At 69.9% G+C, this 24,109-nt stretch carries 21 protein-coding genes and 1 riboswitch; of the genes, 12 read left to right on the top strand and 9 right to left on the bottom strand.

Going from position 1 to position 24,109, the window contains the following annotated elements; genetic code table 11:
* Nucleotides 1-85 precede the first annotated feature (85 nt).
* A complete protein-coding gene (typA, locus tag AAHM41_RS16805; RefSeq protein ID WP_342237713.1) occupies nt 86-1,906 on the top strand; it encodes a translational GTPase TypA in 1,821 nt (606 codons plus the stop codon).
* A 3-nt stretch (nt 1,907-1,909) separates the two neighbouring features.
* Here the strand turns inward: typA and AAHM41_RS16800 are convergent, their stop codons facing one another.
* The 5 genes from AAHM41_RS16800 to AAHM41_RS16780 form a co-directional block, all read right to left on the bottom strand.
* Entirely contained in the window at nt 1,910-3,748 is a 1,839-nt protein-coding gene (locus AAHM41_RS16800) for an AI-2E family transporter (protein WP_342237712.1), read from the bottom strand.
* A gap of 112 nt (nt 3,749-3,860) precedes the next feature.
* Nucleotides 3,861-4,601 (bottom strand): hypothetical protein, encoded by a 741-nt coding sequence (locus tag AAHM41_RS16795; RefSeq protein WP_342237711.1) that lies wholly within the window; start codon nt 4,599-4,601, stop codon nt 3,861-3,863.
* A gap of 69 nt (nt 4,602-4,670) precedes the next feature.
* Complete coding sequence (locus AAHM41_RS16790; RefSeq protein ID WP_342237710.1) at nt 4,671-5,495, bottom strand: 23S rRNA (adenine(2030)-N(6))-methyltransferase RlmJ; 825 nt, start codon at nt 5,493-5,495, stop codon at nt 4,671-4,673.
* Nucleotides 5,492-6,391 (bottom strand): class I SAM-dependent DNA methyltransferase, encoded by a 900-nt coding sequence (locus AAHM41_RS16785; protein ID WP_342237709.1) that lies wholly within the window; start codon nt 6,389-6,391, stop codon nt 5,492-5,494. The genes AAHM41_RS16790 and AAHM41_RS16785 overlap by 4 nt, the downstream gene beginning before the upstream one ends.
* Nucleotides 6,392-6,484: 93 nt before the next feature.
* Nucleotides 6,485-6,991, bottom strand: coding sequence for a CHAP domain-containing protein (locus AAHM41_RS16780; protein ID WP_342237708.1), 507 nt, complete (start codon nt 6,989-6,991; stop codon nt 6,485-6,487).
* Between the two features lie 172 nt (nt 6,992-7,163).
* Nucleotides 7,164-7,279: riboswitch (TPP riboswitch) on the top strand.
* Nucleotides 7,280-7,344: 65 nt separating this feature from the next.
* On the opposite strand from AAHM41_RS16780, the gene thiC reads away from it, so the two are divergent.
* From thiC to AAHM41_RS16765, 3 genes are all read left to right on the top strand, one after another.
* A complete protein-coding gene (thiC, locus tag AAHM41_RS16775; RefSeq protein ID WP_342237707.1) occupies nt 7,345-9,150 on the top strand; it encodes a phosphomethylpyrimidine synthase ThiC in 1,806 nt (601 codons plus the stop codon).
* 155 nt (nt 9,151-9,305) lie between these two features.
* Nucleotides 9,306-10,202, top strand: a complete 897-nt coding sequence (locus tag AAHM41_RS16770; RefSeq protein ID WP_342237706.1) for a phytanoyl-CoA dioxygenase family protein — start codon at nt 9,306-9,308, stop codon at nt 10,200-10,202.
* A gap of 42 nt (nt 10,203-10,244) precedes the next feature.
* Complete coding sequence (locus tag AAHM41_RS16765) at nt 10,245-11,528, top strand: hypothetical protein (protein ID WP_342237705.1); 1,284 nt, start codon at nt 10,245-10,247, stop codon at nt 11,526-11,528.
* On the opposite strand, the gene AAHM41_RS16760 is transcribed toward AAHM41_RS16765, so the two are convergent.
* The 4 genes from AAHM41_RS16760 to thrC form a co-directional block, all read right to left on the bottom strand.
* The gene (locus tag AAHM41_RS16760) at nt 11,525-11,995 is read right to left on the bottom strand and encodes a MarR family winged helix-turn-helix transcriptional regulator (protein ID WP_342237704.1); all 471 of its coding nucleotides are present in this window, start codon (nt 11,993-11,995) and stop codon (nt 11,525-11,527) included. The genes AAHM41_RS16765 and AAHM41_RS16760 overlap by 4 nt on opposite strands.
* A gap of 67 nt (nt 11,996-12,062) precedes the next feature.
* Nucleotides 12,063-12,659 (bottom strand): GNAT family N-acetyltransferase, encoded by a 597-nt coding sequence (locus AAHM41_RS16755; protein ID WP_342237703.1) that lies wholly within the window; start codon nt 12,657-12,659, stop codon nt 12,063-12,065.
* Between the two features lie 20 nt (nt 12,660-12,679).
* The gene (locus AAHM41_RS16750; RefSeq protein WP_342237702.1) at nt 12,680-13,936 is read right to left on the bottom strand and encodes a M16 family metallopeptidase; all 1,257 of its coding nucleotides are present in this window, start codon (nt 13,934-13,936) and stop codon (nt 12,680-12,682) included.
* Nucleotides 13,936-15,342: a threonine synthase gene (gene thrC, locus AAHM41_RS16745; RefSeq protein WP_342237701.1), complete on the bottom strand. Its 1,407-nt coding sequence runs from the start codon at nt 15,340-15,342 to the stop codon at nt 13,936-13,938. The genes AAHM41_RS16750 and thrC overlap by 1 nt, the downstream gene beginning before the upstream one ends.
* Nucleotides 15,343-15,795: 453 nt before the next feature.
* Here thrC and AAHM41_RS16740 point away from each other — a divergent pair, with 453 nt between their 5' ends.
* The 8 genes from AAHM41_RS16740 (at nt 15,796) to hlyD (ending at nt 24,000) form a co-directional block, all read left to right on the top strand.
* The gene (locus AAHM41_RS16740; protein WP_342237700.1) at nt 15,796-17,397 is read left to right on the top strand and encodes an ABC transporter substrate-binding protein; all 1,602 of its coding nucleotides are present in this window, start codon (nt 15,796-15,798) and stop codon (nt 17,395-17,397) included.
* Between the two features lie 73 nt (nt 17,398-17,470).
* Nucleotides 17,471-18,439 (top strand): ABC transporter permease, encoded by a 969-nt coding sequence (locus AAHM41_RS16735; RefSeq protein WP_342237699.1) that lies wholly within the window; start codon nt 17,471-17,473, stop codon nt 18,437-18,439.
* 4 nt (nt 18,440-18,443) lie between these two features.
* Nucleotides 18,444-19,346, top strand: coding sequence for an ABC transporter permease (locus AAHM41_RS16730; RefSeq protein WP_342237698.1), 903 nt, complete (start codon nt 18,444-18,446; stop codon nt 19,344-19,346).
* Nucleotides 19,347-19,351: 5 nt separating this feature from the next.
* Nucleotides 19,352-20,326, top strand: a complete 975-nt coding sequence (locus tag AAHM41_RS16725) for an ABC transporter ATP-binding protein (protein WP_342237697.1) — start codon at nt 19,352-19,354, stop codon at nt 20,324-20,326.
* The gene (locus AAHM41_RS16720; protein WP_342237696.1) at nt 20,323-21,351 is read left to right on the top strand and encodes an ABC transporter ATP-binding protein; all 1,029 of its coding nucleotides are present in this window, start codon (nt 20,323-20,325) and stop codon (nt 21,349-21,351) included. The genes AAHM41_RS16725 and AAHM41_RS16720 overlap by 4 nt, the downstream gene beginning before the upstream one ends.
* Nucleotides 21,352-21,418: 67 nt before the next feature.
* A complete protein-coding gene (locus AAHM41_RS16715) occupies nt 21,419-22,189 on the top strand; it encodes a hypothetical protein (protein ID WP_342237695.1) in 771 nt (256 codons plus the stop codon).
* A gap of 189 nt (nt 22,190-22,378) precedes the next feature.
* Nucleotides 22,379-23,005 (top strand): TetR/AcrR family transcriptional regulator, encoded by a 627-nt coding sequence (locus tag AAHM41_RS16710; RefSeq protein ID WP_342237694.1) that lies wholly within the window; start codon nt 22,379-22,381, stop codon nt 23,003-23,005.
* Nucleotides 23,002-24,000: a secretion protein HlyD gene (gene hlyD, locus AAHM41_RS16705; protein WP_342237693.1), complete on the top strand. Its 999-nt coding sequence runs from the start codon at nt 23,002-23,004 to the stop codon at nt 23,998-24,000. The genes AAHM41_RS16710 and hlyD overlap by 4 nt, the downstream gene beginning before the upstream one ends.
* Nucleotides 24,001-24,109: the final 109 nt, after the last annotated feature.

Here is a 24,109-nt window from a genome sequence, read left to right as displayed (position 1 = left end):
CGGCTGGGGCGTTGGTAAGACGACCCGTCCGCCGTCCTTTGTTTTGCCCGCATCGCTTCCCGCCCTCCCGCCCCTTGGACGGACCATGGATATCCGGAACATCGCCATCATCGCCCATGTCGATCATGGCAAGACCACGCTCATCGACGTGCTGCTGCGCCAGTCGGGAGCCTTCCGCGACAACCAGGTCGTGGCCGAACGGATCATGGACTCGAACGACCTCGAGCGCGAGCGCGGCATCACCATCCTGGCGAAATGCACCTCGCTGGTGTGGAAGGACGTGCGCATCAACATCGTCGACACGCCGGGCCACGCCGATTTCGGCGGCGAGGTCGAGCGCATCCTGAACATGGTCGACGGCGTTGTGGTGCTGGTCGACGCGGCCGAAGGGCCGCTGCCGCAGACCAAGTTCGTCACCGGCAAGGCGCTGAAGCTGGGCCTGCGGCCGATCGTGCTGGTCAACAAATGCGACCGGCCGGACGCCCGCCCGCACCAGGTGCATGACGAGGTGTTCGACCTGTTCGCGGCGCTCGACGCCAATGACGACCAGCTCGACTTCCCGACCCTGTTCTCCTCGGCCAAGCAGGGCTGGGCGGCGGACAGCCTGGAGGCGGAGCGGACCGACATGGCGCCGCTGTTCGACCTGGTGGTCAAGCACGTGCCGGCGCCGAAGGTCGAGGAAGACCAGTCGTTCCGCATGCTGGCCACCACGGTCGAGGCCAACCCCTATCTCGGCCGGGTGCTGACCGGCCGCATCCTGTCCGGCTCGGTCAGGCCGAACCAGACAGTCAAGGCGCTGTCGCGCAACGGCGAGACCATCGAGACCGGCCGCATCAGCCGGGTGCTGGCCTTTCGCGGCATCGAGCGCCAGCCGATCGAGTCCGGCGAGGCCGGCGACATCGTCGCCATCGCCGGGCTGGAGACCGCGACCGTTGCCGACACCATCTGCGACCCGTCGGTGACCGAGGCGATGCCGGCCCAGCCGATCGACCCGCCGACCATCGCCATGACCTTCTCGGTCAATGATAGCCCGCTGGCCGGCACCGAGGGCGACAAGGTCACCAGCCGCGTCATCCGCGCCCGCCTGCTGCGCGAGGCCGAGGGCAATGTCGCGCTGAAGATCACCGAGACCGCCGAGAAGGATGCCTTCGAGGTCGCCGGCCGCGGCGAGCTGCAGCTCGGCATCCTGATCGAGACCATGCGCCGCGAGGGCTTCGAGCTGTCGATCAGCCGGCCGCGCGTGGTGTTCCAGAAGGACGAGTCCGGCCAGGTGCTGGAGCCGATCGAGGAAGTGACGATCGACGTCGACGAGGAACATTCCGGCGTCGTCGTGCAGAAGCTGTCCGAGCGCAAGGGCGAACTCCTGGAGATGCGGCCGTCCGGCGGCGGCAAGCAGCGCCTGGTGATGCTGGTGCCGACCCGCGGCCTGATCGGCTACCAGGGCGAGTTCCTGACCGACACCCGGGGCACCGGCGTGCTGAACCGGATCTTCCACGACTACGCCCCGCACAAGGGCGCGATCGCCTCGCGCCACACCGGCGTGCTGATCTCGAATGCCCAGGGCGAGGCCGTGGCCTATGCGCTGTGGAACCTGGAGGATCGCGGCCCGATGCTGATCGAGCCGCAGGCCAGGGTCTATCAGGGCATGATCATCGGCGAGCACACCCGCGGCAACGACCTCGAGGTCAATGTGCTGAAGGGCAAGCAGCTGACCAACATCCGCACCACCAGCAAGGACGAGGCGGTGCGCCTGACCCCGCCGATCCAGATGACGCTGGAGCGGGCGCTGACCTACATCAACGACGACGAGCTGGTCGAGGTCACGCCGAAGACCGTCCGCCTGCGCAAGCAGGTGCTGGACCCGAATGAGCGCAAGAAGATCGAGCGCCAGAAGAAAGAGGCCTGAGGTTCAGGCGGCGGCGATGCCGGACGGCTCCGGCGTCGCCTCGCTCTCCTTTGTCCCGTCATTGCCGTCGCCGGCCGGTTTCGGCGTCCATTGCATCACCGCCGCGACGATGGCGCCGAAGCCGCGGACGACGACCGTCTGCGTGTCGAACCCGTCATCCGCCATCTCCCCGGCAGGCTCCCGCGGCCCGAGCAGGCCGACCACCAGCACGGCGTCCGGCCCGATGCGCCGGCGCAGCCGCCGGATCAGCCGGCCCAGCTGGTGCTCGGTCACGGTGCCGGCATGGGCCACCATCACCACCGGTAGGTCGACCGCCTCGGGCAGGGCCCCGCCGCGGTCGCCATAGCGGCAGGCGATACCCGTCTCGGCCAGCAGCTGGCCGGTCATCAGCGCGGCGGCATGGTCCAGCTCGTCCCGCGCACCGAGACACAGCACGGCGGGCGACGTGTCCTGCCCGTCCTCGTCGAGATCCGCGACCGCCGCCAGGATGCCGCCCCAGACCGCGGCGCGCTGCGGGCCATCCAGCGCGCCCCGCTGCCGGTCGGCCTGGGCCATGTGGATGGCCGGCAGGATCATGCTCTCGAACAGCGCCTGGCGAGGCCGGCTCTGCAGCCCACGCTCGGCCAGCTCCGACGCCTCCAGCGGATCGCCGGCCAGGATGCGCTGGTAGAAATGCGCCTCGGGCGTCAGCGCCGGCGTGCTGCCCAGGAGCACGTCGAGGAAGCCGAACTGCGGCACGTGCCGGCCCAGCACGACCAGGCAGACCGTCAGCGGCACCGCCAGCAGCAGCCCGGGAATGCCCCACAGGGTCAGCCAGAAGATCGTGGCGAACAGCACGGCGAAGGGTGACAGGCCGGTGCTGCCGCCGTACAGCAGCGGCTCCCCGACATTGACGGTGACCAGGTCCAGCACCACGAACAGCGCGATCGTCGCCAGCGGCATCAGCCAGCCGGGATCGACGGCGAAGGCCAGGATGGTCGGCAGCAGCGCGGCGGCGATGGTTCCGACCAGCGGAATGAAGCGCAGCACCGCCGCGAGCAGGCCCCACAGCACGGGGTTGGGAACGCCGATGACCCAGAGACCGATGCCGAAGGCCGCGCCGTAGCCGAAGTTCAGCACCGCCTGGGCCAGCAGGAACCCGCTCAGCCGATGCGCCGCGTCGTCCATGGCCGCGGTGGCGCGGGTCAGGTCCTTCGACCCGAGCAGCCAGATCAGCCGGTTCCGCAGATCCTCGCGCTCCAGCAGCATGAACACCGAGAAGACCAGGACCACGCCGATGATGGCGAAGGGCTCGATCAGCGGGGCGCCGACCTCCCAGGCCAGCTGCAGCGGCGTCAGCGCCGGCGGCACCAGCTGCACCGGGACCGGCTTGCCCTGGATGCCCATCGGCGCCGCAGCCACGGCCCGCTCGGTCGCTTCCTCGGACAGGCGAGCCACCATGGCCGTCAGCCGGTCGATCAGCCCGCCGCCGGGCGCGACCTCCTTGATCGACTGGATCTTCGTCTCGAGGTTGCTCTGGTATCGCGGCAGGTTGCCGGCCAGGTCGATCGCCTGGCTGGCGACCAGCACGATGAACACCGCCGCCCCGATCGACAGGGCGACGATTACGATCAGCACCGCCGGGGTCCGCGGCAGCCCGAGCTTGCGCAGCTGCAGCACCACCGGGGCCATGGCGAAGCTGATCAGCAGCGCCAGCGAGAACGGGATCAGCACGTCGCGCCCGAAATACAGCGCCGCGGTCGCCGCCAGGATCACCAGGATTCCGTTGGTCGAGGACAGGGCGCCGATCTTGTCGGTCAGCGGGGTCAGGCTGCGGGAGGATCGGCCGGGTTCGGACAGCATCTGGGCACGGGCGGAAGCCTGGGGCGGAGAGGGAACGCCGCAGCCGAACCGGCAGTTCCCGTCGGCGTTCTGGCCTCCGCTTGTCTTCTCCCGTGCCGGGACGCGGTGCTGCTCAGGTTGACAGGCCTGCTCCTTGGGCTGGCGTTGCAGGCGGGCTTGCCGGCTGCCCTCGTGCGGGCCGTTCCGCTGCAGCAATGGTGGCGTGGACCGCCTGGGCGGCGATCGTCTGAAGGTCGTTCCAATCCTTGGGTGTGCTGTTGGCGGACATGTTGACGACATGTAGCTTCAGAACGGTCCTGCCGATCAGTGTCTGGCCGAGGACGATCCGCGCCTCGGCAACGACACCGGGGGCCGGCATCCGCGGGATGATGACAAAGCCGTTGTAGACGGCGCCGGCATCCGAGCCCAGATAACGGGCGCCCTCTATTCCTTGGGGTTGATGATCCAGAAGGCCTGGTAGGACGCGCCGATTCCACAACTCCGTGAGCTTCGGGTTGGCCAGGAATGTCAGGTAGGTCTCACGGTCCATGGCCTGCCGTCCGGGGGCGGTCGGCGGACCGTCTTCGACCTGGAAGATCAGCCGGTAGGTATTCCAGCTGGTGACGCCCGGTGTGGGGGCGGGCTCGCCGCAGGGGCGGAAGATCGCCAAAATTCGCCGATCGGGCGACGCATTCCTCGACATCCCGATCATGAAGGCCAGGGCGAGTGGGTCGGACTCATCCGACAGGCAGTAGCCCGCGGGTGCGATCGCCTGGAAGGGCGGTGTGCCTGTTTGTGATGTGGAAGGCCGCGGCGCCTGGGCGGCGCAGGCCGAAAGGGCCGTCAGAAGGACGGCCAGCCCGAACAATCGCATCGTGAAATCTCCCCCTGGCAATGGAGGAAGCCTAACGCGGCGGCGCCCCGGCGGCGAGCCGGATTCCGCTCAGCCCGGCAGCGGCTCCAGCCGCCAGGCGCCACCCTGGCGGGCCAGTCTCGGCTGCAGCCAGGCCAGGGCCTCGCACAGCGCCGCCTCCACCCCCCAGGGCAGGTTGACCAGCACCAAGCCCGAGCCGTTGAGGCGGGCCGGGAACAGCATGTCGAACACGGTCAGCTCGGCCGCCCAGGCGTGGGGCAGGGGCGGCAGCGCCGACAGTATGGCGTCGACCGGCGGCCGGTCCTTGATCGGGTACCAGGCGGCGATCACGCCCTCGGGCCAGCGGCGATGCGCGGTGGCGATGCCGCGCGCCAGCCGCGCCAGCTCGTCCGGCTGCTCGAAGGACGGGTCGAGCAGCAGCAGGCCGCGCCGCGGCTGCGGCGGCAGCAGGCCGCGCAGCGCCTCCCAGGAATCGCGCCGGTGGATCGCGACCTGGGCATCGCCGGCGAATTCGGCGCGCAGCTTCGCATGATCCTCCGGATGCAGCTCGACCAGGGTCAGCCGGTCCTCCGGCCGCATCAGCGTCCGGATCAGCCGCGGCGACCCCGGATAGATCTCGAGCCGGCCGGAGGGGTTGAAGCCGCGCACCAGCTCGAGATAGCGCGCCACCGCGGCCGGGGCGTCGGTCGCGCTGTCGATCCGGCCGATGCCGTCGATGTATTCCCCGGTCTTGGCGGCCTCGGCGGCCAGGGCGTAGCGGCCGACCCCGGCATGCAGGTCGAGGGCGGAGAACGGCTTGTCCTTGCCGCGCAGCGCCTCGACCAGCGCCACCAGCACCACATGCTTGAGGACGTCGGCCTGGTTGCCGGCGTGGAAGGCGTGGCGGTAGTTCATGCCGCCCGCAGCACCGCCACCCAGCCGGGCAGCGGCGTCCCGTTCTCGGTGCGGGCCCAGGCGGCCTCGACCTCGGTCACGGTGAAGCCGGTGGCCGCGGCGACCGCAGCCAGATAGCCGGGCGAATGCAGGTAGCGGTGGCGGTCGCCCAGGCGCCAGCCTTCCCCGTCATGCGACTCCGCGGTCAGGGCGAACCAGCCGCCCGGCCGCAGCACGGCCCGCGCGGCGGCGAAGAGCGGCGCCAGATCGCCGATATAGACCGCGACATCCGCAGCCAGGACCAGGTCGTAACGCTCCGGCCAGCCCGCCAGGGCGGCGACGATCTCGCCCGGCTCCAGCCGGTCGTACAGCCGCCGCGCCATCGCCTGCAGGATCATGCCGGGCGACAGGTCGATCCCGTCCAGCCGGCGGCGGCGGTCGGCGAAGGCGGCGCCGGCCAGCCCAGTGCCGCAGCCGAGATCGAGGATGTCCAAGCTGCCCTCAGGAACCAGCCGGTCGACGGCACGGCGCAGCAGCGCCGGCCCGCGATAGTGCAGGGCGTCGACCAGCGACGTCTCGAAGCGCGGCGCGTACTGGTCGAACAGGGTGCGGACATGCGCCTCGGGCAGCTGCGCCGGCACCGGGGCGGCGCCGATCAGCGCCAGCCGCACCGCGGCGCCCATCCGGTCCTCCGGATCCAGCTCCAGCGTCGCCCGGTACGCCGCGGTGGCATCGCCGCCGGCCGCCTCCAGCGCCTGGCCCAGGGCGTAGCGGATCTCGACGTCGCCGGGGGCGATCTCGATGGCGGCGCGGATGGCGTCAGCGGCCTCGGCCGGCCGGCCGTCGGCGAGCAGGGCGAGGCCGATCTCCAGGCGCCGGCGCGCCCGCGGATCCGGGATGGGGAGGGGAAGGGTCATGCTGTGGCGTCCCATGCGCCACGGCCGCGCCGCAGTCGCGCGCGGGCTTATAGCCGAAGCGCCCCCGGATCGTCGAGAGGCACCCGAGACAGCTCAGGCACTGGTGGGATAGATGAAGCCGTCGGCCTCGTAGACGCCGCCATAGGCGCCGGTGTCGGGGTTCCAGAATCGCACCGCGGTCCAGTCGTTGCCGCTGGAGACGTCGATCACCGACTGCTCACGGTAGATCCGGCGCCGGGTCGCCCCGTCATTGCCCCAGTTGGTGTGCGACACGGTGATCTCGCGCGAATTGCGCACCGACACCACCACCGAGATGTGCCCGGCGCTCAGCCGGTCCGACCGGCCCAGCACCAGCACGGCGCCGGAGCGCGGCGCGCCGCCCTTGCCGTAGACGCCGTCGGCCTGGTCCCACCAGGTCCAGGCATCGCCCTTGATCTGGATGCCGGAGACGGCCCGGGCATAGGGCACACATTCCTCCGGCGCGTTGGCGGTGACGTAGCGGGCGACGCCGGCGCCGGTCGGGTTGCGCACGATCTCGCGCCCGCCGCCACAGGCGGCCAGGGCCAGCGCGACAGACAGCACCAAGGCATGTCGCAGCATCGTTCTCAACCGATGACTCAGAAATCCACCCCAATGTGTTGGAATGTAGATATTTTTAGGAATGCGGTCAAGATCGGGACGGAGCGGAGGGCTGGCGGCCTTCCGGGAAAACCAGGTTCACGGCGTCCGGCAGCTGCCGCTTGACATCCCATCCCGGCGCGCGCTCTGATCGGGGCGTTCCGAGGGGAGCTCCGGTAAGGAGCTGAGACACCACACCAACTGCGACGTGGGAACCCTTCGAACCTGATCCGGGTCGTGCCGGCGTAGGGAATGGAACCACATGCGCGCTCAGCCGCTTCTCCAGTCTTCCGTCTTTGGCACGCCCTCAATCCGTCCGATCGAGGAGGCCGTGTATGCCCAAGGACGTCATCCCCACAACCGTCACCACCGGCCCGCTGCCGGCGTCGCGCAAGGTCCATGTCGCGGGCGAGCGCAACCCCGACCTGCGCGTCGCCATGCGCGAGATCGTGCTGTCGCCGGAATCCGGCGAGCCGCCGCTCCGGGTCTATGACGCCTCCGGCCCCTATACCGACCCGGCGGCGCTGATCGACATCGGCGCCGGCCTGCCCGCGCTGCGGGCCGGCTGGATCGCCGCCCGCGGCGACGTCGAGGCCTATGACGGCCGGACGGTGCGGCCGGAGGATGACGGCCGCCGCTCCGGCGAGGCCGCCAACCTGTTCGAGTTCCCGCGCGGCGACCGCCGCCCCTTGAGGGCCCGCGGTGGCACCGCGGTGACGCAGATGGCCTATGCCCGGGCCGGGATCGTCACGCCCGAGATGGAGTATGTCGCCATCCGCGAGAATCTCGGCCGCGAGCGGACGCTAGAGCAGGCGGCGCGCGACGGCGAGAGCTTCGGCGCCGCGATCCCGGACTATGTCACGCCGGAATTCGTGCGCGACGAGGTGGCGCGCGGCCGGGCCATCATCCCGTCCAACATCAACCACCCGGAATCCGAGCCGATGGCGATCGGCCGCAACTTCCTGGTCAAGATCAACGCCAATATCGGCAACTCGGCCGTCACCTCCTCGATCGCGGAGGAGGTCGAGAAGATGGTCTGGGCGATCCGCTGGGGCGGCGACACGGTGATGGACCTGTCGACCGGCCGCAACATCCACACCACCCGCGAATGGATCCTGCGCAATTCGCCGGTGCCGATCGGCACCGTGCCGATCTACCAGGCGCTCGAGAAGGTCGGCGGCGTGGCCGAGGACCTGACCTGGGAGATCTTCCGCGACACGCTGATCGAGCAGGCGGAGCAGGGGGTCGACTACTTCACCATCCATGCCGGGGTGCGGCTGCCCTACATTCCCCTCACGGCGAAGCGGGTCACCGGCATCGTCAGCCGCGGCGGCTCGATCATGGCGAAATGGTGCCTGGCGCATCACCGCGAGAGCTTCCTCTACACCCATTTCCGCGAGATCTGCGCGATCATGCGGGCCTATGACGTCGCCTTCTCGCTGGGCGACGGGCTGCGGCCCGGCTCGATCGCCGACGCCAATGACGCGGCCCAGTTCGCCGAGCTGGAGACGCTGGGCGAGCTGACCAAGATCGCCTGGGAGCACGACGTCCAGGTCATGATCGAGGGCCCCGGCCATGTGCCGATGCACAAGATCAAGGCCAATATGGACAAGCAGCTGGCGGTCTGCGGCGAGGCGCCGTTCTACACGCTCGGGCCCCTCACCACCGACATCGCGCCGGGTTATGACCACATCACCTCCGGCATCGGCGCGGCGATGATCGGCTGGTTCGGCACCGCCATGCTCTGCTACGTCACGCCGAAGGAGCATCTCGGCCTGCCGGACCGCGACGACGTCAAGACCGGCGTCGTCACCTACAAGATCGCGGCCCATGCCGCCGACCTGGCCAAGGGGCACCCGGCGGCGCAGGCACGCGACGACGCCCTGTCCCGCGCCCGCTTCGAGTTCCGCTGGCGCGACCAGTTCCACCTCTCGCTCGACCCCGACACGGCGCTCGCCTATCACGACGAGACGCTGCCGGCAGAAGGCGCCAAGACGGCGCATTTCTGCTCGATGTGCGGCCCGAAATTCTGCTCGATGAAGATCACGCAGGAGATCCGGGCCTCGGCCGAGGCCGGGATGGAGGAGATGTCGGCGCGGTTCCGCGACGGCGGCAGCCAGATCTACCGCGCGGCCGAGTGACCGCCGGGCGGCCCGCGCGGGCCGGGAGGAAAATCATTCTTGGTGCGCGCGGAGACGACCGGTATAGGACTCGGAGCGGAATTTGACCGCTGGCGGCCCGGGGCGGGCGTCCGTCCCGGGCTGTCGTCGACGGCGCTCGGCGCGAGGAGATTTCGATGGCAGCCCTTTCCGACCATGCGGCCAAGGCCGGGCTGATGACCCGGTTCCTGCTGCAGCGCCGGTTCCAGCGGGTCGCCTGGCGCAACTGGGTGGCCGACCGGATTGCCGGCCGGGTCGGGCGCGGCCCGGTCTCCGGCACGCCGGAGGCCCGGGGCGCCGCCACGGCCCTGACCGCCGAAGGCTTCGCCATGACGCCCTGGCTGATGACCCCCGACCGGGTCGCGGAGATCCGGCGCCACTTCGCCGGGCACCCGTCCTTCAACCCCTACAAGCCCGAGCACGGCACCTTCCAGGCACCGGAGCAGGCGCCGAAGGGCACCCATGTCGCGCATTTCCGGCCGGAGGTGGTGGTGAACGCGCCGCACGCCCTGGCGATCGCCAACGACCCGGCGGTGCTGGAGGCGGTGCAGGCCGCCCTCGGCTGCAGGCCGACGATCAGCTACATGGCCGCCTGGTGGTCGATCGCCGGGGACGAGGAGGGGCAGCACGCCGAGCTGTTCCATCGCGACTATGACGACTGGCGCTTCATCAAGCTGTTCGTCTACCTCACCGATGTCGATGCCGGGGCCGGGCCGCACATCTATGTCCGCGGTTCGCACCGCGAGGATCGGCTGATGCCGATCCGGCGCTATTCCGACGCCGAGGTCGAGGGCGCCTTCGGCCGCGAGCGCTTCGTCCGGTTCGAGGGGCCTGCCGGGACCAGCTTCCTGGAGAACACCTTCGGCTTCCATCGCGGCCAGCCGGCGCGGACCTCCGCGCGGCTGATTTTCCAGGTGGTCTACTGCCAGGGCCCGATCCTGTACGGCCCGCTGCGCCCGATCGTCGAGGCCGGCCGGGTGGCGCCGGGCCTGACGCTCGATCCGCACGTCAACCGCGTCTACCTCCGGGCCTGACCCGGATGATGATCCCAGGGTCGTCATGAGCCGCCCCCGGCCATGGCGTTGGCGATGAACCTCGCCCGGGTCAGGGCGGCCGGCGGCCAGGCGGCGCTGTTCCTGCTCGCCTTCGCGCTCGGCAAGGGCTCCGCCTTCTTCGGGCCGCTGCTGCTGTCGCAGGTGATGAGCATCCAGGACTACGGCACGGCCGAGCTGGGGCTCAGCATCGGCGTGATCGGGGCGCAGATCCTCAGCCTCGGCATCCCGGGCGCGGTCCCGCAGCTCGTGCTGATCCGCAAGGACGACCGGGTCCTCGACCTGCTGTTCTTCGTCGTCGCCACGATCGGCCTGATCGGCCTGGGCGGCGCCGCCATCGCCTGGGCGATCGCAGGCCCGCTGCTGCCGGTTTTTGCCGGCGTCGCCATCGCCGCCGCCGGGGCGCAGGTCGCCGCCAGCGTCTACTACCGCGCCATGGGGCGCCGCTTCGGCATCCTGGTGGCCGACAACCTGGCGCTCTATGTCTTCCTGATCGTCGGCGCGCTGGTCTTCCTGGCGCTGTGGCGGGTGCCGCTGGCGCCGGTGGTGCTCGGCTGCGGCGCCGCGGCGCTCGGCTTCACCCTCTTCGCCCTGATCGGCCTGGCGCGCACCATCCGGCCGGGCTTCTTCGCCGCCTATGCCGACGCCCGGCGGATGGGCTTCTTCATGATGGTGAACTCGCTGGTCTATTTCGCCATCGTCAACAGCTCCCGCGTCCTGGTCGGCTTCTTCCTGTCGGTCGAGGCGGTGTCGGTCTATGCGGTCTGCTTCCGCATCTCGGCGGCGATCTTCCTGGTGCACCAGCTGATCGTGACCGCCTTCTTCAAGATGCTGTACGAGGCCTCGGTCGAATGGTTCGACCGCTTCTACCTGGTGCTGCTGGCACTGACCATGACCGGGGCCGCGGTGATCCTCGCCGGCTTCGAGCTGTTCGGCGCCGACCTGCTGCCGGGCTGGCGGGCGCATCTGTCGGAGATGTCGCGGCTGCTGCCCATCGTCTGCATGCAGACGATCTGGTGGGTGTCACTGGCCCATGTCGAGCTGCGGGTCAACCGCGCCCTGATCTCGAAGCAGGCGACGATCTGGCTGCTCGGCTGCGCCGGGGTGATGGTCGCGGCCCTGGCGCTGCTGCAGGCGCTCGAGCTCCTGACTCTGTCGACGGCGGCGCTGGTCTTCGCCGCCACCTTGTTCATCGCGCTGCACATCCAGCTGACGCTGCTCAAGCGCAACGGTGTGGCGCTGCCGCGGATGCGGATCGCGCTGTTCGCGCCGCTGGTGTTCCTGATACCGGCCTGGCTGCTGGCTTAAGGCTCTCGCTTGGAGCCGCTGGACCACAGCCGGCGCAGCTGCTCGACGAAGCCCTGGCTCTCCTGCAGCGCGCCGAAGAACTGGGCGTCGGCCTCGCGCACCCGCGGCATGGCGGCGTTCAGCACCTCGGCCCCCTTGGCGGTGACCCGCAGCTGCCGGGCCCGGCTGTCGGTCGGGTGCGGCGCCCGGGCGATGAAGCCGCCGGCCTCCAGCGACCGCACCACCTGGCTGGTCATCATCGCGTCGGTCTTGCAGAAGGCGGCCAGCCGGGCCTGGGTGACGTCGCTCTCCTTGCGGCTCAGCCAGGCCAGGCCGGCGAGCAGCACGAACTGCACATGGGTCAGGCCGAGGGGCTCCAGCGTCGAGCGCTGCAGCCGTTGCCACTGGTTGGCGACCTGCCACAGCAGGAAGCCGGGGCTGTTCTCGGGGCGCAGGGTGCGCGAGAGGGTGTCCCAATCCAATGCCACGTGCCGCGTTCCGCCATAATTTTGCCCTGACCCTAGGCGCGCAGAGGAACGGCATCAAGCCGGATGGTCACGGGGCCGGATGGAACTCGGTGTCGACCAGCCCGAACAGCAAGTGATCCCGCCAATCTCCATCGATCTTGAGATAGGCGCGGGCCTGGCCCTCATGGGTGAATCCGAGGCGCAGCAGCAGCTTCTGGCTGGCCTCGTTGTGCGGCAGGCAGGCCGCCTCGATTCGGTGCAGGCCGAGCTGGTTGAAGCCGAAGGCCACCGCAGCTGCCGTTGCATCGGTCATCAGCCCCTGCCGGGCGAAGCGCTCGCCGATCCAGTAGCCGATCGAGGCCGACTGGGCGACGCCGCGGCGGACGTTGGAGAAGCCGATGCCGCCGACCAGTTGCTTGCTGTCGCGCTCGAAGATCAGGAAGCCGTAGCCCTCGTCCTGCCGCCATTCGTAGATCTGGCGGCGCAGCCGGCGCAGATAGGCGGCGCGGCTCAGCGCGTCCTCCGGCCAGGTCGGCTCCCATGGCATCAGGAAGCTGCGGCTGTCGCCGCGCAGCGCCACCCAGGGGCGCCAGTCGCGCAGCCGCGGCGGCCGCAGATAGGTCCGCCGGCCGTCGATCCGGACCGGCGGAAGGGTGCCGAGCCCCGTTCGGAAAAAGCCGATCACCGCCGCCCCGCTCAACGCCGTCAGCCGATCCGGGCGCGGATCGCATCGTAGCTCTCGAGCCGGCCGACCGGCCCGAGCGCCGCCAGGGTGGGGGCGGTGCGGAACACGCGCTCGGCGACCCGGCGCACCGCGGCGGCGTCGATCGCGTCGATTTTCGCCACCACCTCCTCCGCCGGCACCGGGCGGCCGAAGATCAGCATCTGCTGGCCCAGCTGCTCGGCGCGAGCCATCGTCGATTCCAGGCTCATCAGCAGCCCTGCCTTGATCTGGGCCCGCGCGCGGGCGACCTCGTCCTCCGCCGCGTCGCCGACCACCCGGCCGATCTCGCCGCACAGCACCGGCAGCAGCTCCTGCACCTCGGTTTCGCCGGTGCCCGCATAGATGCCGAACAGCCCGCCATCCTGATAGGCGCTGGTGAAGGAGTAGATCGAGTAGACCAGCCCGCGCTTCTCGCGGATCTCCTGGAACAGCCGCGAGGACATGCCGCCGCCGAGCAGGGTCGACAGCACCGAGGCGGCGTAGAAGTCCGGGTCGGTGTAGGACAGGCCGGGGAAGCCCAGCACCAGGTGCAGCTGCTCGAGGTCGCGCTCCTCGCGGTGCTCGCCGCCCTGATAGGCGGCGGGGGCGGTGCGCGCCTCGGCCTTGGCCGGCAGGCCGGTCAGCAGCCGCTCGGCCTGCTCAGCCAGCCGGTCGTGGTCGATGTTGCCGGAGGCGACCAGCACCATGGTGTCGGCGCCGTAGTTGCGGCCGATATAGCCGGCGATCGCCTCGCGCGGCAGCGACCCGACGATGTCCGCCGTGCCCAGCACCGGCCAGCCGATCGGCTGGTCCGGGAAGGCGGCCTCCTGGAACTGGTCGAAGATGATGTCGTCCGGCGTGTCGATCGCCTGGCCGATCTCCTGCAGCACCACGGCGCGCTCGCGCCCCAGCTCGGCCTCGTCGAACACCGAGTTCTGCAGGATGTCGGCGAGGATATCGAGCGCCAGCGGCGCGTCCTCTTTCAGTATGCGTGCGTAATAGGCCGTGTTCTCACGGCTGGTGTAGGCGTTCAGGTGGCCGCCGACGGCCTCGATTTCCTGGGCGATGTCCTGGGCGTTGCGCCGGCGCGTGCCCTTGAACGCCATGTGCTCCAGCAGATGGGCGACGCCGTTGACCTCGGCGGTCTCGTGCCGGGTGCCGGCCCCGACCCATAGCCCGACGCAGGCGCTCTCGACGGTGCCGATCGGATCGGTGACAACGCGCAACCCGTTCGACAGGGTGCTCTCACGGGTCGGCATCAGGCCGGACCTCCGTTGGTACGGGCCTGCCGGACGAAGCCCTCGATGACGCCGATCTCGTTCGGCAGCACGGTCAGCCGCTCCTCGCGCTCGAACAGGTCGGCCAGATGCGGCGGCAGCGGCGGGCGCCAGCCGGTGGCGCGCTCGACCGCGTCCGGGAACTTGGCGGGATGGGCGGTTGCGGCCACCACCATCGGGATGCCGGGGCCGGCCGGATGGGCGCGGGCGGCGGCCAGGCCGCAGGCGGTGTGCGGGTCGAGGGTCTGGCCGGTCGCGGCGCGGGTCTCGGCGATCACCTTCAGCGTGCCCTCGTCGTCCAGGCGGTGGCTGGCGAACAGCTCGGTCGCGGCCTTGTGCATCGCCGGGGTCACGCTGAACCGGCCGGTGCCGCGGAACTCCGCCATCAGCGCGCTGAGGCGATCGGCGTCGCGGTCGCACAGCTCGAACAGCAGCCGCTCGAAATTGGAGGAGATCTGGATGTCCATCGACGGGCTCAGCGTCGGCACCACGCCGTCCATCTTCATCTCGCCCGACTTGAAGAAGCGGTCGAGGATGTCGTTGCGGTTCGACCCGACCACCAGCTTGGCGATCGGCAGCCCCATCTTCCGGGCGGCATAGGCGGCGAAGACATTGCCGAAATTGCCGGTCGGCACGGCGAAGGCCACCGGCCGGTCGGGGGCGCCCAGCGCCAGGGCGGCGGCGGCGTAGTAGACGATCTGGGCCATGATCCGGGCCCAGTTGATCGAGTTCACCGCCGAGAGATGCACCTCGTCGCGGAACGGCGCGTCGGCGAACATCGCCTTCACCATGTCCTGGCAATCGTCGAAGCTGCCCTTCAGCGCGACGTTGCGGACATTGGCGGAATGCACGGTCGTCATCTGCCGGCGCTGCACCTCGGAGGTGCGGCCTTCGGGGTGCAGGATGACGATGTCGATGGCGGCGCGGTCGCGGCAGGCCTCGATCGCGGCGGAGCCGGTGTCTCCCGAAGTGGCGCCGACGATCATCACCCGCTCGCCGCGCCTGGTCAGCACATGGTCGAACAGGCGGCCCAGCAGCTGCAGGGCATAGTCCTTGAAGGCGATGGTCGGGCCGTGGAACAGCTCCATCAGCCACAGGTCCTGGTCGATCTGGACCAGCGGCGCCACGGCGGGATGGCCGAAGCCGGCATAGGTCTCGGTGGCCAGCGCCGCCAGCTCCGGCCGGGTCAGCGAGCCCTCGACGAAGGGCAGCATCACCTCGGTCGCCAGCTCGGCATAGGGCAGGCCGCGCAGCCGCCGCCACTCCTCGGCCGAGCGGGTCGGCCAGGTCTCGGGCAGATACAGCCCGCCGTCGCGGGCCAGGCCGGCCAGAAGCACATCGTCGAAACCGAGGGCAGGGGCTTGACCCCGGGTGCTGATATAGCGCACCGCAACATTCTCCAGGACAGAAGCGGCGTACCCTAGGGCGAAGGCGGAATCGGCGCAAGCCGGCCGGCTGCGGCCTCGGACGGCGCGGCCGCATCGCAGACCGGCGCCGTTGGCACGGCAGTTGCTGGGGCTTGCCGGGACGGAAGGGAATGGACGGGGGAATGGGGGATGGCGGGACGGATCTGCCGTCGGGGATGGCCAGGGATTGCCTGAGAATTGGGCATCGATTCCCGATCCGGCTCGACCCGGAGCAAAAGTCGGGCAATCATCGGCACCGGGGAGGTATCCAGTCACGCCGACCGGCGTTCAGATCGTGGCCGCGACCGGCCGCGCCTTCGAACCTTTTGGACCCAGCCGGGCCGGCACCGTCCGCCCGGCGTCCTGCAACCAAGAACCAGCGAGGCAGCGATGGCGGATGTGAGACAGCGAGGCAGATATCGATCTTCGGCCCTGGTGGCCCCCGGGCCGCTGCGTTGGGCCGCGGCCGGGCTTCTGATCGGGGCGGCGGTCCTGGCGGCTTCGGCCTCGGCGCGGGCGGAAAACGTGTTCCGCTTCGCCTTCCAGGGCAACCTGAACACGCTCGATTCCTACCAGTTCAACGAGACCTTCACGACCGCGACGATGAGCAACGTCTATGAGGGGCTCACCAAGCGCGACCAGGAGATGAAGATCGTCCCCGCCCTGGCCACCGGCTGGGAGGTGACCGACGACGGGCTGAAATGGCGCGTCCGGCTGCGAGAGGGGGTGAAGTTCCAGAACGGCGACCCGTTCACCGCGGACGACGTGCTGTATTCGCTCGACCGGCTGCGGTCCCCGGGGTCGGACATCAAGGGCCGCGTCCCTGCGGACATGAAGGTGGTGAAGGTCGACGACCACACGGTCGACTTCGTCCTGACCAAGCCCAACCCGCTGTTGAACGGGACCTGGGATTCCTGGCCGATCTTCGACAAGGAATGGTCGGAAGCGAACAACGCCGTCGCTCCATCCTCCACGGCCGACAAGAACCCGGGCTACGCCGTGCTGCACGCCAACGGCACCGGCCCCTTCATGGTCGAAAGCCATGAGATCGGGGTGAAGACGGTGTTCGTGCGCAACCCGAACTGGTGGGGCAAGCCCGAGGGCGACATCGACCGGGTCGAGTTCACGCCGATCGCGTCCTCGGCCACCCGCGTCGCCGCCCTGCTGTCCGGCCAGGTCGACTGGGTCGACCCGGTGCCGGTGCAGGACCAGGACCGGGTTTCCGGCAACGCCGACACCGCGCTGCTGACCGCGCCCGAGCTGCGCACCATCTTCCTCGGCCTGGACCAGGATCGCGACGAGCTCCTGTACTCCAACATCAAGGGCAAGAACCCGTTCAAGGACCAGAAGGTGCGGCTGGCCTTCTACCAGGCGATCAACGAGGACGCGATCGGCCAGCGCATCATGCGCGGCCAGGCGACGCCGAGCGCCCTGATGATCTCGCCGGCGCTGTTCGCCCGCGCCGGCGAGTTCAAGCGCCATCCCTACGACCCGGAGGCGTCGAAGAAGCTGCTGGCCGAGGCCGGCTATCCGGACGGGTTCGAGGTCACGCTGGACTGCCCGAACGACCGCTACGTCAATGACGAGGCGATCTGCCAGGCGGTGGTGTCGATGCTGGCCCGGGTCGGGGTCAAGGTGACGCTAAACGCCCAGCCGCGCGCCAAGCACTTCACCCAGATCGGCGAGGCCGGCGGCCACAGCACCAGCTTCTACCTGCTGGGCTGGACCCCGGACGGCTACGATTCGCTCAGCGTCTTCAACAATCTGGTGCGCTGCCGGGCGCCCGGCGTCGCCGTCTCGAATGACGGCGGCTACTGCAACCCCAAGGTCGACGCCCTGGTCGACGCCTTCTCGGTCGAGGGCGACAAGACCAAGCGCGACGACCTGATCTTCCAGGCCTATGACATCCTGCTGAACCAGGATGTCGGCTACCTGCCGCTGCACCAGCAGGCGCTGTCCTGGGGCGTGTCGAAGAAGTTCACCGTGGTCCAGCGGCCGGACAACTGGCTGATCTTCGACTGGATCAAGAAGAACTAGGACCGCAGGTCCGGACCCGCCGGGCGGCGACACTGAGCCGCCGCCCCTTTACCTTCAACGACAGCGGGGTGTGATGCTGGCCTTCATCCTGACGCGCATGGCGCAGGCGATCCTGGTGATGCTGGTGGTGGCGCTGCTGGCCTTCACCATGTTCCGCTTCGTCGGAGACCCGATCAACCAGATGGTCGGGCAGGAGACCACCGAGGCGGAGCGCGAGGCGCTGCGCGAGAGCCTGGGGCTGAACGACCCGGTGGTGGTGCAGTTCGTGCGCTATGCCGGCAACGTGGTGCGGTTCGACTTCGGCAACTCCTACCAGTTCAAGCAGCCGGTCTCGGGCCTGATCGGCGAGCGCGCGCCGGCGACGCTGGAGCTGTCGCTGACCTCCGCCCTGCTGGCGCTCTTGATCGGCGTGCCGATGGGGGTGTTCACCGGCCTCTATCCCCGGCGCTGGCTCTCGCGCCTGTTCCTCGGCGCCTCGCTGGTCGGGGTGTCGCTGCCGACCTTCCTGATCGGCATCCTCTTGATCTTCATCTTCTCGGTCGAGCTCGGCTGGCTGCCCTCCTTCGGCCGCGGCGACGTGGTGCGGCTGGGCTGGTGGAGCACCGGATTCCTGACCCTGTCCGGCCTGCGCTCGCTGATCCTGCCGGCGATCACGCTCGGCCTGTTCCAGATGACGCTGATCATGCGGCTGGTGCGCGGCGAGATGCTGGAGGTGATGCGCACCGACTTCATCCGCTTCGCCCGCGCCCGCGGCCTGACCGACCGGGCGATCCATTTCGGCCATGCGCTGAAGAACACGCTGATCCCGGTCATCACCATCACCGGGCTGCAGCTCGGCTCGATCATCGCCTTCGCCATCATCACCGAGCAGGTGTTCCAATGGCCGGGCATGGGCCTCTTGTTCATCCAGGCGGTGGCCAATGTCGACATCCCGATCATGGCCGCCTACCTGCTGCTCAGCGCCTTCATCTTCGTCACCATCAACCTGGTGGTCGATATCCTCTACGCCGCGGTCGACCCGCGGATCCGCGTCGGGACCTGAGCCGATGCGCCGATTCCTCGACAGCGACCTCGCCTGGCGCTTCCGCCGCTCGCCGATCGCCATCATCGCCCTCGTGGTCACGCTGCTGATGGCCGCGGGGGCCATCCTGGCGCCGCTGATCGCGCCGCAGGACCCGTTCGACGCGGCCAGCCTCGACCTGATGAACTCGCTGATCCCTCCGGCCTTCGAGGCGCAGGGCGACCCGCAATTCCCGCTCGGCACCGACGACCAGGGCCGCGACCTGTTCTCGGCCATCCTCTACGGAACCCGGATCTCGCTGCTGGTCGGCGTCGCCGGGGTGGCGCTGGCGATGCTGATCGGCGTCACCCTCGGCCTCGTCGCCGGCTATCGCGGCGGCTGGGTCGGTGCCGTGATCATGCGCGTCGCCGACGTGCAGCTGACCTTCCCGGCGATCCTGATCGCGCTCCTGATCAACGGCATCGCCCTGGCGCTGGTCGGCAAGGGCGGCGGCACCGACGTCCAGATCGCCGTGATTGTCGTCGCCATCGGCCTGTCCTACTGGGTGCAGTATGCCCGCACCGTGCGCGGCTCGACCCTGGTCGAATCGCGCAAGGAATACGTCCAGGCCGCCCGGCTGATCGGCCTGTCGGACTGGACCATCATGTTCCGCCATGTGCTGCCGAACGTGATGGGGCCAGTGCTGGTGATCGCCACCATCAACCTGGCGCTGGCGATCATCACCGAGGCGACCCTGTCCTTCCTCGGCGTCGGGGTGCCGTCGACCTCGCCGTCGCTGGGCACGCTGATCAACATCGGCAACCGCTTCCTGTTTTCCGGCGAATGGTGGATCACGATCTTCCCCGGCGCCGCGCTGGCGGTGCTGGCGCTGTCGGTCAACCTCCTGGGCGACTGGCTGCGCGACGCCCTCAACCCGAAGCTGCGGTGAGGGTTATGGCAGAGACGACGCTCAGCGTCCGCGACCTCAAGGTCCAGTTCAGCAGCCGGCGCGGCCTTCTGACCGCGATCGACGGCGTGTCCTTCGACATCGCGCCCGGCGAGGTGCTGGGCGTGGTCGGCGAATCCGGCGCCGGCAAGTCGATCACCGGCACCGCCGTGATCGGGCTGATCGACCCGCCCGGCCGCATCGCCGGCGGCGAGATCCGGCTCAAGGGCGAGCGCATCGACAACCTGCGGCCCGAGGCGATGCGGCGGATCCGCGGCCGGCGTATCGGCATGATCTTCCAGGACCCGCTGACCAGCCTGAACCCGCTCTACACCGTCGGAAAGCAGCTGACCGAGACCATCGCCACCCATCTGCCGCTCGGCCGCGACGGCGCCCGCCGCCGCGCCATCGCCCTCTTGGAGGAGGTCGGCATCCCGGCGGCGGCGGAGCGGATCGACAGCTACCCGCACGAGTTCTCCGGCGGCATGCGCCAGCGCGTGGTCATCGCCCTGGCCCTGGCGGCGGAGCCGGAGCTGGTGATCGCCGACGAGCCGACCACCGCGCTCGACGTCTCGGTCCAGGCCCAGGTGATCGCGGTCTTGAAGCGGCTGTGCCGCGAGCGCGGCACGGCGGTGATGCTGATCACCCACGACATGGGCGTGATCGCCGAGACCGCCGACCGGGTGGCGGTGATGTATGCCGGGCGGATCGCCGAGATCGGCCCGGTCAGGACCGTGATCAAGCAGCCGCACCACCCCTACACGGTGGGGCTGATGGGCTCGATCCCGACGGTCACGGGCGACGACGAGCGGCTGCAGCAGATCCCCGGCGCGATGCCGCGGCTGGACGCGATCCCGCCCGGCTGCGCCTTCAACCCGCGCTGCACCGCCGCCTTCGACCGCTGCCGGCGCGACCGGCCGGACCTGATCGCGGCCGGGCCGGGGGCGGCCGCCTGCTGGCTGATGGAAGGGGCGCGCGCATGACGACGAACACCCTGGTCGAGGTGGTCGGACTGAGCCGCCACTTCGACCTCTCCAAGCCCCTGCTGGCGCGGCTCCTGGACCGCTCGCCACGGCTCACGCTCAAGGCCGTGCAGGATGTCAGCTTCACCATCACCCGGGGCGAGACGCTGGCGCTGGTCGGCGAATCCGGCTCCGGCAAGTCGACCATCGCCCGCCTGGCGGTGGGGCTGCTGCAGCCCAGCGACGGCGCGGTGCTGATCGACGGCATCGACCTGTCGGACCCGGCGAAGAAGGCGCAGCTGGCCAAGCTGCGCCGGCGCATCCAGATGATCTTCCAGGATCCCTTTGCCAGCCTGAATCCGCGCTGGCGGGTCGACCGCATCGTGGCCGAGCCGATCCGCGCCTTCGGCCTGTCCTCGTCCCAGGCCGAGACGGCGGAGAAGGTGGCGGAGCTGCTGCGCCGGGTCGGCCTCGACCCGCGCGACGGGCGCAAGTTCCCGCACGAATTCTCCGGCGGCCAGCGCCAGCGCATCTGCATCGCCCGGGCGCTGGCGTCGGAGCCGGAGTTCATCGTCTGCGACGAGCCGACCTCGGCCCTCGACGTCTCGGTCCAGGCCCAGATCCTGAACCTGATGAAGGATCTGCAGGACCAGTTTGGCCTGACCTACCTGTTCATCAGCCACAACCTCGCCGTGGTCCGGCACATGGCCAGCCGGATCGGCGTCGTCTATCTCGGCCGGATGGTCGAACTGGCGCCGGCCCGGTCGCTGTTCCGGGCGCCGCGCCACCCCTACACCCGCATGCTGCTGGACGCCCTGCCGGACCTGGAGATGACCGGCCGGCCGCGGCGGATGGTGGAGGGCGAGATCCCGAGCCCGATCGCCCCGCCGCCGGGCTGCGCCTTCCATCCGCGCTGCCCCCTGGCGAATGACCGCTGCCGCCGCGAGGTGCCGCAGCCGCTGGCAGCGGGCGACGCTTTGGTCGCCTGCCACGCGGTCGAGGAGGGGCGGGACCAGGCGGCGATGCCCCTGCGCATGAGCGTCTAGGAGATTTTGCCTCGTTGCCGCCGCGATTCCTTGGTTCAAATGGGGCGGAACCGAAGGGGAATTCTCGATGAAGATGCTGATCGCCGCCCTGGCGGCCGCCGCGGCGATGGCCGGCCCGCTGGCGCCGGCCCGGGCGGAGACGAAGACGGTCCTGTGCCCGGAGACCGACGCGATGCTGCAGGACGATTCGCTGCTCGGCGTCATGGTCGAGGCGGCGCTGAACTCGTCCTACACCATGGCCAAGGACACCGATGACGGGGTGGACTGCCTGTGGCCGGTCCAGCGGCTGGCCTATGACGGCTTCGACCTGCTGATCATGGCCCGCGGGCGCGTCGGCGGCATGGGCCATGGCGAGGCCGCGCGGCTCTCGGCCTACATCATGCGTCCCGACCCGTCGCGCCCGGGCCTCGACGGTCCCGGATTCGTCACCGCCATCCCGGACTTCGCCGATGTCGGTACCTATGGCCATCCCGGTGAGCTGTCCGCGGTGAAGTTCGGGGGCCACAACGGCCTGGTCGTCCGCAGCGTCGCGGTCTATCAGGGCTTCTCCTTCACCGACCTCAGCCTTTTCCTGCTCGAGAACGACCGGATCACCGCGGCCGAGCCGCTGCGGATCGGTGCCGGCAACGGCGGCGCGGCGGAAGAGGAGAAGGACATCGTCGAGGTCGAGGGCCGTTATGACCTCGACAAGCCTGCCGCCGGCCGAATGACCCTGACCTTCGCCGTCACCGACAAGGGCCAGAAGCGCAGCGAGACGGCGGTGGCCCGGCTCGACGGCGCGAAATGGGTCATCGAGTCCGGCGCCCTGCCGAAGGAGCTGGACGAGATCGGCCAGTAGCGCGATCCGCCCGGCGGTCCGAACCCTTCTGACGATGACCGATCAAGGGCCTCTCCCGGCGAGGAGAGGCCCTTTCGCGTTATCCGGCCGGCCTCCGGCAGCCCGGCAGTCCGGTTGGAGCCTTGACTCGTACCGCGCCTTCGTTAATAACTGACTGGTCAGTCATTAACGAAGGCGCGCGGACCGGTTATGGCTCAGGGGGCACGGAAGCGGCGCAAGGAGGCGCGGCCGGCGGAGCTGCTGGACGCGGCGTTCGAGCTGTTCGTGGAGCGGGGCTTCGCCGCGACGCGGATCGACGACATCGCCGCGCGAGCCGGGGTCAGCAAGGGCACGGTCTATCTCTACTTCCCCAGCAAGCAGGCGGTGTTCGAGGCGCTGGTGCGCCAGTCGGTGCTGCCCAATGTCGAGCGGCTGATCGGCGAGACGGCGAGGCCCGGGACGCCGGTGCTGGAGATCCTGCCACAACTGCTGCGCGCCATCATGCGCACCGTGGCGGGGTCGCCACTGCAGAAGTTCCCGCGTCTGATCATCGCCGAATCCCCGCAATTCCCCGAGCTGGCGCAGTTCTGGCGCGAGACCGTGATCGACCGGATGCTCGGCACCGTCGCCGGCCTGATCGAGCGCGGCATCGCCGCCGGCGAGATCCGGCCGGTCGATCCGGCCGACGCCGCCCGGCTGCTGATCGCGCCGCTGCTGATGGCGGTGATCTGGGGCACCACCTTCGTGCGTCCGAGCGAGACCTTCGACCTCGGCGTCTTCATCGACCGGCATCTCGACATCTATCTGCGCGGCCTGGCGGCGGAGAAGCTGCCATGAAAATCCGCATCGCCATCTTCGTCCTGGCCGTGGCCGCGGTCGCCGCTGGCTGGTGGTTCGACCTGCCGGGCCGGCTGGGCTGGCGCCAGGGCCAGGGCGACACCCTGACTCTCTACGGCAATGTCGACATCCGCCAGGCCGAGCTCGGCTTCCGCGTCTCCGGCCGTCTCGTGGAGATGAAGCTGGAGGAGGGCGAGGCGGTGACCGCAGGCCAAGTGCTGGCGCGGCTGGACGAGCGTCCGTTCCAGGACAGCGTCGCGGCGGCCAAGGCCAGCGTCGCCGCGCGCCAGGCCGATCTCGACAAGCTGGTGGCCGGCCCGCGCGCTGCCGAGATCGCCCAGGCCCGCGCCACGGTGGCGGAGCGCGAAGCCGATCTTGCGAATGCCAAGCTGGCCTTCGACCGCACCCAGGAGTTGCGCCAGAAGGGCAACGCGCCGCAATCGACGCTGGACCAGACCTTGGCCGCCCGCGACATGGCCCAGGCGCGGCTGGAGGCGGACCGGCAGGCGCTCGAACTGCTGCTGGAGGGCAGCCGGGCCGAGGACATCGCCGCCGGCCGCGCCAACCTCGCCGCCGCCCAGGCCGATCTCGCCACCGCCGAGACCTCGCTGGCCGACGCCACGCTCAAGGCTCCGGCCGACGGCATCATCCTGTCGCGGGTGGCCGAGCCCGGGGCGATCATGGCGCCCAGCAGCGTCGCCTATGTGCTGTCGCTGACCAAGCCGGTCTGGATCCGCGCCTATGTCGCCGAGCCCGATCTCGGCCGGGTCCATCCGGGGCTGATGGTCGAGGTGATGACGGACACCAGGCCGGACCGGCCCTATCGCGCCCGGATCGGCTTCGTCTCGCCGGTCGCCGAGTTCACGCCGAAGACGGTGCAGACGCCGGAGCTGCGCACCGACCTGGTCTACCGCCTGCGCATCATCGTCGACGAGCCCGACCCGGCCCTGCGCCAGGGCATGCCGGTGACCGTGCGCGTGCCGAAGGCAGGATGAGATGATTGGAGCTGCCCGATTGAGCCCATCCCTTCCTAGTCCCCCCTCCCCTTGCGGGAGGGGGGAAGGGGGAGGGGTGGGGGGGGGGGGGGGGGGCGGGGGGGGGCGG

This window comes from Inquilinus sp. OTU3971, from assembly GCF_038440215.1.
Note: the sequence above shows the minus strand (reverse complement) of the source record. Positions and strands in the feature narration are given on the sequence as shown.

Excerpts from the sequence above, each read along its gene's own strand:
- typA (WP_342237713.1), top strand. The coding sequence starts at position 86 with ATGGATATCCGGAACATCGCCATCATCGCCCATGTCGATCATGGCAAG.
- AAHM41_RS16800 (WP_342237712.1), bottom strand. The coding sequence starts at position 3,748 with ATGCTGTCCGAACCCGGCCGATCCTCCCGCAGCCTGACCCCGCTGACC.
- AAHM41_RS16795 (WP_342237711.1), bottom strand. The coding sequence starts at position 4,601 with ATGCGATTGTTCGGGCTGGCCGTCCTTCTGACGGCCCTTTCGGCCTGC.
- AAHM41_RS16790 (WP_342237710.1), bottom strand. The coding sequence starts at position 5,495 with ATGAACTACCGCCACGCCTTCCACGCCGGCAACCAGGCCGACGTCCTC.
- AAHM41_RS16785 (WP_342237709.1), bottom strand. The coding sequence starts at position 6,391 with ATGACCCTTCCCCTCCCCATCCCGGATCCGCGGGCGCGCCGGCGCCTG.
- AAHM41_RS16780 (WP_342237708.1), bottom strand. The coding sequence starts at position 6,991 with ATGCTGCGACATGCCTTGGTGCTGTCTGTCGCGCTGGCCCTGGCCGCC.
- thiC (WP_342237707.1), top strand. The coding sequence starts at position 7,345 with ATGCCCAAGGACGTCATCCCCACAACCGTCACCACCGGCCCGCTGCCG.
- AAHM41_RS16770 (WP_342237706.1), top strand. The coding sequence starts at position 9,306 with ATGGCAGCCCTTTCCGACCATGCGGCCAAGGCCGGGCTGATGACCCGG.
- AAHM41_RS16765 (WP_342237705.1), top strand. The coding sequence starts at position 10,245 with ATGGCGTTGGCGATGAACCTCGCCCGGGTCAGGGCGGCCGGCGGCCAG.
- AAHM41_RS16750 (WP_342237702.1), bottom strand. The coding sequence starts at position 13,936 with ATGCCGACCCGTGAGAGCACCCTGTCGAACGGGTTGCGCGTTGTCACC.
- AAHM41_RS16735 (WP_342237699.1), top strand. The coding sequence starts at position 17,471 with ATGCTGGCCTTCATCCTGACGCGCATGGCGCAGGCGATCCTGGTGATG.
- AAHM41_RS16730 (WP_342237698.1), top strand. The coding sequence starts at position 18,444 with ATGCGCCGATTCCTCGACAGCGACCTCGCCTGGCGCTTCCGCCGCTCG.
- AAHM41_RS16725 (WP_342237697.1), top strand. The coding sequence starts at position 19,352 with ATGGCAGAGACGACGCTCAGCGTCCGCGACCTCAAGGTCCAGTTCAGC.
- AAHM41_RS16720 (WP_342237696.1), top strand. The coding sequence starts at position 20,323 with ATGACGACGAACACCCTGGTCGAGGTGGTCGGACTGAGCCGCCACTTC.
- AAHM41_RS16715 (WP_342237695.1), top strand. The coding sequence starts at position 21,419 with ATGAAGATGCTGATCGCCGCCCTGGCGGCCGCCGCGGCGATGGCCGGC.
- AAHM41_RS16710 (WP_342237694.1), top strand. The coding sequence starts at position 22,379 with ATGGCTCAGGGGGCACGGAAGCGGCGCAAGGAGGCGCGGCCGGCGGAG.
- hlyD (WP_342237693.1), top strand. The coding sequence starts at position 23,002 with ATGAAAATCCGCATCGCCATCTTCGTCCTGGCCGTGGCCGCGGTCGCC.